The organism is Luteitalea sp., assembly GCA_009377605.1.
Lineage (GTDB): Bacteria > Acidobacteriota > Vicinamibacteria > Vicinamibacterales > Vicinamibacteraceae > WHTT01.
In genome coordinates this window covers 61,755-69,263 of the sequence record WHTT01000031.1, presented here as the reverse complement: position 1 = coordinate 69,263, position 7,509 = coordinate 61,755, and the positions used below count along the sequence as shown (strand labels likewise).

The window sequence follows — 7,509 nt, the reverse complement described above, 5'->3', positions numbered from 1 at the left end:
TTGACCCCTTGACCCCTTGACCCCTTGACCCCTTGACCCCTTGACCCCTTGACCCTTTTTTTGAATCCTTGCCTCCCTTCCCCTGGAACCCCCCGCATTTGACACGCGTCTATACCGATGGGAGAATCACCGCGTGATCCGGCAGTTACTTCGAAGGGTTGCTCCTGCCGTCGCAGTTGCCCTGGTTGCGGTCATACCGTTGTCAGCATGGGAAAACTGTATCGGCAAGGGCTGGTCCCTGCGCGCGCAAATGGCATGCTGCGCCAGCGAGCACCATGGCTCGTCTGCTGAGGAAGCAATGAAGTGCTGCGAGACGACGCAGCCGCTTCAGGATCGTCTGATCCTGACCGAGTCGGCGTTGCTCGTTACACCGCCGGTCCTCGTTGCTCTGCCTGTGGCGGCCTTCGCCGAAATGACTGCGGCGCTGCAATGGCCCAATGCGCTTGCCTACGAGGAGCCGTTGCTTCACGTGCAAAGCGCCCCTACCTACATCCTCACCGGCTCGCTTCTGATCTAAACGCCTTCTTCGCTTTTCTTTCGCACCTGCGATAGGGGGATTCGTCCCTCTTCGCCCAAGTCGACGCCGTACGACGCGCTGCCGAGAGTGTCGGCCTGCCGCCCGTCACGATGGCGCGCGGTGGATTGAATGGCGGCGTCTTGTGGGCCTCAAAACTGGAGAGCGTAGATGGAGTATTGGAAGCCAATCAGCCGCGCGGCGGCGTCGGTCTTGACCGCCACCCTGGTAACCGCCGGGGCCGCGCAAGGCCAAGGGCCACCGCCTGCGGCGCCAGACCGCCTTGCCACAATCCAGATCGAGCTCGGCGGAGCGATATTGGATCGTCGAGCACTGATCGCCGCCGTGCTCGACCGCAACCGCGACCTCGCCGCGGCGGCTCGCGCCGTCGAGGCCGCCCGCGCCCGCATTGTGGAGGCCCGCGGGCTTCCCAATCTGACGACGAGCTACAGCTTCGCGCCCGCGTCACCGTTCGTTTCGGATACGAGATACGGGCAAGTTATCCAAGCGGGACAACACTTGCCCTGGCCGGGCACGCTTTCCCGCCGCAGCGAGCACGCGCGGTCGCTCGCGGAAGCAACCGAAGGCGACCTGGAGGCGCTGCGCCGGGAGCTCGCGCTCACCGCCTCACAACTCTACGACGACTACCAATACGTGGACCGGGAGACCGCCATCAACCGCGAACACCTCGCGCTGCTGCGGGAGTTCCAAGCGGTGGCCACCACACGTTATGCCGCCGGGCTCGCACCGCAACAGGCACCGCTGGCCGCGGAGGTGGAGACCGCGCACGTGGAGCACCGACTGGTGGTGCTCGGGACCAATCGCCAGACGCTCATTGCGCAACTCAACAGCCTGTTACACCGCTCACCGCAGGCGTCCGTGCCACGGCCCCCGAAGCAGGCGGCACCCATACCCAAAGCCCCTGCCGTTCCGAGGAGCGAGCTAATCAAGCTCGCCGTCGCCCAGCACCCAGAGATCGTCGCCGCTCGCGCCCGCGTGGCCGCTGACGAAACAGGCGTGGAGCTGGCGCGCTTGAAGGGACGGCCAGACTTCCAACCCATGGCCTCGTACAACTCGATGTGGGGGCAGGAAGCGCACCGGTGGATGGTCGGCCTGGGCCTCTCGCTCCCGATCTGGCGCGACCGCGTCCGAGCTGGAGTTGCGCGCGCTGAGGCTTCGCTAGGGGAGCAGCGTGAGCGGGTTGCCTCGCTCGAGGATCGTATCGGGGCCGACGTCAGCGCCGCGGTGGACCGCCTCGAGGAGAGCCACCACGTGATTGCCCTCTATGAAAACCGTCTGTTGCCCGCAGCGCATGACCAAACGCAGGCGGCACGCAGCGGCTTCGAGACCGGCCAGGTGGACTTCTTGGCGGTAATCGATGCCGAGCGCAAGCTACGCGACGTCGAGCTGGGGCTCGCAGCCGCGCAAGCCGATGCCCATCGACGCCTAGCGGAGCTGCAGCAGGCGCTTGGCGCGTTGCCGGGCGATCCTTGGCCATCGCCATCACCTTCGCAACCCGTACATGACGACGCCGCGGGCGCATCCGGCCCCGGGAGGCTGCCATGACGACAACACGACTCCTTCGGTTTCGGCCAAGCGGCCGCTGGACCGCACGCGGCGCGTTACTCCTGGTGGCAGCGATCGCGGCTGCTTGCTCCGGCACGCCAGGCGAGCCGGTCGAGGTTCACGCAGGCCCCTATGCGCTGACCACACATCTCAATCCTGATCCACCCAAGGAGAGCGGCGGAACACTTCACTTGCAAGTGCGGGACTCCAAGGCCGAACCAGTCACCGGTGCCGACGTCTCTGTCGGCTATTTCATGCCGGCCATGGGGGCGATGGCCGCGATGAAGGGCAACTTGGACGTCGAGGAACGAGACGACGGGGTCTATCTCGCCGCGCTCGACCTGCCGATGGAGGGGAATTGGCGCATCGACGTCGCCGTGGCGGGCACAGCCGGTCGCGGCATGGCCGCCTACGGTCTGAGGGTCGGCGGCAAAGGGTTGAAGGTGGAGGACAGCTCAGGCGCGCCCGCCGCATCCACCCAGCAGTCCCGGACGCTCCCGAAGGAGCCCTACCCGGCACCGGTCTATGAGTCCCTGAGCACGGCCTTCACCGCGTATCAGGAGGCTCGCGCCGCGCTGGCGGCTGACAAGCTCGAGGGGGTTCAGCCGCCTGCCACGCGCGCGGCACAGGCGCTCGCGGCCGCCGCATCGGGACTGACGGACCGGACGGCCGCGGCGGCCGTGGTGACCGAAGCGGAACGCACGGCGCGCTCGCTGGCGAACGCCTCGAACATCGAAGGTGCCCGCTCAGCGTTCGGCGAGCTCTCGCGCGCGCTGCTCCTCGTGGCGAGCGCCGACGAGCGCCTTACCAAGGGGCTCACGGTCTGGACCTGCACGATGACCAAGACGTTTCCGAAGTGGATCCAGCGCGAAGGGGAGAAGGAGAACCCCTACATGGGCCAGAAGATGCCCGACTGTGGTGAGCCGAGCGATTGGACGGTTGCTGCACCGACAAGCCTAGCGGAGGCGCAGGCTCATGGGCAGGCGGCACACGGCGCGAAGGGGGGAGATGACGTCGCCTATTACACGTGCTCGATGCATCCGTCAGTGAAATCTGAGAGGCCGGGCACCTGCCCAATCTGCTCGATGGACCTGGTTCCGGTGACCGAGCACGAAGCGGCCACGGCGACGATCCGCATCGACCCCGCGCGGCGTCAGGAGATCGGCGTGAGGACTGAGCGCGTCGCTCGTCAGTCGCTCTCGAGCCAGATTCGCGCGGTGGGCATGGTGGTCTATGACGAGACCCGCCTGACCGACGTGACGTTGAAGATTCCTGGCTGGATCGGCGAGCTCGAGGTTGACGAGCCGGGCCAGTACGTGCGCAAGGGGCAGACGCTCTTCACGCTCTACAGCCCCGAGCTCTACGCGACGCAAGAGGAGCTGCTCACCGCCGTGAGGAGCCAGCAAGCCGCGGCCGAGGCGGGCTCGACGCGCCGGGTGGACTATCTCGTGAACGCGGCGCGCAAACGGCTCCATCTGTGGAACCTCTCGGAATCTCAGATCGATCGGATCGCAGAGACGGGCGAGCTGCTCGAGTACCTACCCATCCCGTCGCCGGCCTCCGGCTACGTGGTGGAGAAGAACGTCGTGGCCGGGGCCGCGGTCCGGCCAGCCGAACGACTGTTTCGGATTGCCGACATCGATCGAATCTGGGTCGAGGCGGAGGTCTACGAGTCCGAGCTGCCACTGGTGGAGGTCGGGCAGCGGGCGATCGTAACGCTGCCCTACGCGCCAGGACAGGCGTTTGCGGCGAAGGTGTCGTTTATCTATCCCTTCCTGCAAGGGGAAACCCGCACAGGCAAGATCCGCGTCGCGCTGCCCAATCCGAAGCTGGTGTTGAAGCCCGATATGTATGCCAACGTGACGATCGAGCGCGACCTGGGCGATCGGCTCACCGTGCCGGAGCAGGCGATCCTCTACGCGGGCGAACGCTCCTTCGTGTTCCTCGATCTCGGTGACGGCCAGCTACGGCCCAAGCAGGTGAAGACCGGTCTGGTCGCCGATGACCGCATCGAGGTCCTCTCTGGCCTCAATCCTGGGGACGTGGTCGTGACCTCAGGCAACTTCTTGGTGGCGGCCGAGGCGCGGCTCAAGATGGCCATGGAGCAGTGGCAATGAACGTCGACGCTCGTACTACTCGTGGAGAGGGCCTCATCGCGCGGCTCATCTCCACGTCCGCCATCAACCCGTGGCTCACCTTTGTCTTCGTCGCTGCGCTGGCGGTGTGGGGCTGGTACGGGATGGTGCGCTCGCCGCTGGACGCCATTCCTGATCTCTCCGACGTGCAGGTGATCGTCTTCACCGAATGGCAGGGGCAGAGCCCCGACATCGTCGAAGACCAGATCACGTACCCGATCTCGACGGCGCTGCTGGCGGCGCCCAGAGTGCAGTTCGTGCGCGGCCAGTCGATGTTCGGGCTCTCCTTCGTCTACGCCATCTTCGAGGATGGCACCGACATGTACTGGGCGCGCTCGCGGGTGCTCGAATACCTGAACGAGGTGACCGCCCAGCTCCCGGAAGATGTCACGCCCACGCTGGGACCGGACGCCACGGGCGTTGGGTGGGTGTTCGAGTACGCGCTGGTGGATGAGAGCGGACGTCACGACCTGCAGGAGCTGCGCAGCCTGCAGGATTGGAATGTGCGCTATGCCCTCGAGGGCGTCCCGGGCGTCGCCGAGGTGGCCTCGGTTGGTGGCTTCGTGAAGGAGTACGACATCCTGATCGACCCCAACGCCCTGTTGGGTTACCGCATTCCGTTGTCGAAGGTGGTGCAAGCCGTTCGTGACTCGAACCGGGAGGTGGGTGGCCAGACCTTGGAGGTCTCCGAGCACGAGTTCATGGTGCGCGGCCGCGGCTATGTCACGTCGACGGCGGACCTGGAGGCCGTGCCTGTGGGGCTGGGGCCGGGCGGGACGCCGGTCACCGTGGGTGATCTGGCCACGGTGCGGTTGGGGCCGGCCCCGCGACGCGGCTTCGCCGAGCTGGGAGGGCGCGGCGAATCGGTCGGCGGGATCGTGGTGATGCGCTATGGCGAGAACGCGCTGCAAGTCATTGAGCGGGTCCGAGAACGCTTGGAAGAAGTGGAGCGGACGCTGCCCGAAGGCGTCGAGGTCGTCACCGCCTATGATCGGGCGCCCCTGATCGAAGCCTCGATCGAGACGCTGACCCACACGCTGATCGAAGAGATGGTCGTGGTGTCGATCGTGATCTTCCTCTTCCTGCTGCATGCGCGAAGCGCCCTGGTCATCATCGTCACGCTGCCCCTGGCGGTGCTGATGTCGTTCATCCCGATGTTCTACCAGGGCCTGACGGCCAACATCATGTCGTTGGGCGGCATCGCCGTGGCGATTGGCGCGATGGTGGACGCGGCGATCATCATCATCGAGAACGTCCACAAACGCCTCGAGGAGCGAGCCGAGGCGGCCAAGTCGGAGCCGGAGGGAGCGAATCCGTCTCACCTCGCGACGATCATTCATGCGATGCAGGAAACGGGACCGGCGATCTTTTTCTCGCTGCTGGTGATCACAGTCTCCTTCCTGCCGGTCTTCACGCTGGAAGGGGTGGAGGGCCGGCTCTTCAAGCCGCTCGCCTTCACCAAGACGTACTCGATGGCCTTTGCCGCGATCCTCTCGGTGACGCTCATCCCGGCGCTGTCCGCCTTGGTGATTCGCGGCAAGATTCGCGGCGAGGAGCACAACCCTTTGAGCCGGTGGCTGACCCGCCTCTACGGCCCGGTCGTGCGGCCCGTGGTGCGCTGGCCATGGCCGGCGATCGCCATCAGCGTCGTCCTGTTGGCGGTCTCGGTGGTGCCGTTCTCGAAGCTCGAGAGCGAGTTCATGCCGCCGCTCAACGAGGGGGCGATCCTTTATATGCCGACCGCGCCGCCCGGCATGTCGTCCGGCGAGGCGATGCAGGTGCTGCAGTCGATGGACCGCCAATTGGCGACGTTTCCGGAAGTGGTGAGCGTGTTCGGCAAGATGGGGCGGGCGCGCACGGCCACGGATCCCGCACCGATCGGCATGGTCGAGACGGTGGTCGTGCTCAAGCCGCGGGAGGAGTGGCGGCCAGGGTTGACCTGGGACGCGCTGATTGCCGAGATGGACGAGAAGCTCCGCTATCCCGGGATGCCGAACATCTGGTGGATGCCGATCCAGACGCGCACCGAAATGCTCTCGACCGGTATCCGGGCGCCACTCGGCATCAAAGTCTTCGGCGACGATCTGACGGAGATCGAGCGCGCCTCGACCGCCATCGAGCAGGTGATGGCGCAGATTCCGGGCACGCGCTCGGCGTTTGCCGACCGCGCCACCGGTGGCTTCTACTTGGACATCCAGCCAGACCGCCGTGCCGCGGCGCGCTACGGGCTCACCGTCGGCGACGTGAACGATGTCGTGATGACCGCGATCGGCGGGATGCAGATCAGCGAGACCGTGGAGGGGCGCGAACGCTACCCCGTGGCGGTGCGTTACGCCCGCGACTTCCGGGAGTCTCCCGCCAGCCTGCGCAGGGTCCTGGTGCCGACGCTCACGGGCGCACAGGTGCCGCTGGGCCAGTTGGCGAGCATGTCGTTCGCGACCGGTCCTCCGATGATTCGCTCCGAGGATGCCAGGTTGGTCAGCTATGTGTTCGTGGATCCGGGCGACCAGGCGATCGCGGCGTACGTGGAGCGCGCGCGACAGGTCGTGGCCGAGCAGGTCGATCTGCCGGCGGGCGTGCGCATCGAATGGGCCGGCCAGTTCACGTACTTCGAGCGGGCCAAGGCAAAGCTCACGGTGGTGCTGCCGGTAACGCTCCTCATTATCGTGTTCTTGCTGTACTTCAGCACCAAGTCGCTGACCGAGGTCGGGATCATCCTGCTCGCGATCCCCTTCTCGCTCATCGGTGCGGTGTGGCTGCTCTGGGCGCTGGATTACAACCTGAGCGTCGCGGTCTGGGTGGGCCTGATCGCCCTGGCGGGCATCGACGCCGAGACCGGCGTCGTGATGCTCCTCTATTTGAACCTGGCACGGGAGCGCCGCGAGCGAGAGGGACGCCTACGCTCGTTCGCGGATCTGACCGACGCGATCGTCGAGGGCGCCGCGCAGCGCATCCGGCCGAAGTTCATGACCGTGATGGTCCTGCTCTTGGGGCTCATGCCGCTCATGTGGTCCACTGGCACCGGCGCCGATGTGATGAAGCGCATCGCCGCGCCGATGGTTGGCGGCATCGTCAGCTCGTTCGTGCTGCAGCTCACCGTCTATCCGGCCATCTACGCCATCTGGAAGAGGCGACGCCTGCAGGGGGCCGAGTCAGGAGAGGAGGCGACCTCGTGAAGGAGATCAACATTCGGCAGGGAAGGGATCTATGACGGGAGACTTGTCCGGTCTGGCGCGTTCGGCGAACGCGCCCTACCATGGTGGCGGTAGGGATGCCTCGCCGAGGCGTCCTCTT

4 protein-coding genes are annotated in these 7,509 nt (G+C 66.1%); all 4 read left to right on the top strand.

Features of this window, described 5'->3' with window-relative positions:
• Positions 1-133: 133 nt before the first annotated feature.
• The 4 genes from GEV06_12635 (at position 134) to GEV06_12620 (ending at position 7,391) form a co-directional block, all read left to right on the top strand.
• Entirely contained in the window at positions 134-517 is a 384-nt protein-coding gene (locus GEV06_12635; protein ID MPZ18743.1) for a hypothetical protein, read from the top strand.
• Between the two features lie 168 nt (positions 518-685).
• The gene (locus tag GEV06_12630) at positions 686-2,080 is read left to right on the top strand and encodes a TolC family protein (GenBank protein MPZ18742.1); all 1,395 of its coding nucleotides are present in this window, start codon (positions 686-688) and stop codon (positions 2,078-2,080) included.
• A complete protein-coding gene (locus GEV06_12625) occupies positions 2,077-4,197 on the top strand; it encodes an efflux RND transporter periplasmic adaptor subunit (protein ID MPZ18741.1) in 2,121 nt (706 codons plus the stop codon). Before GEV06_12630 ends, GEV06_12625 begins: the two co-directional genes overlap by 4 nt.
• Positions 4,194-7,391: a CusA/CzcA family heavy metal efflux RND transporter gene (locus GEV06_12620; protein MPZ18740.1), complete on the top strand. Its 3,198-nt coding sequence runs from the start codon at positions 4,194-4,196 to the stop codon at positions 7,389-7,391. The genes GEV06_12625 and GEV06_12620 overlap by 4 nt, the downstream gene beginning before the upstream one ends.
• The last annotated feature ends 118 nt before the right edge of the window (positions 7,392-7,509 follow it).

Excerpts from the sequence above, each read along its gene's own strand:
- GEV06_12630 (MPZ18742.1), top strand. The coding sequence starts at position 686 with ATGGAGTATTGGAAGCCAATCAGCCGCGCGGCGGCGTCGGTCTTGACC.
- GEV06_12625 (MPZ18741.1), top strand. The coding sequence starts at position 2,077 with ATGACGACAACACGACTCCTTCGGTTTCGGCCAAGCGGCCGCTGGACC.
- GEV06_12620 (MPZ18740.1), top strand. The coding sequence starts at position 4,194 with ATGAACGTCGACGCTCGTACTACTCGTGGAGAGGGCCTCATCGCGCGG.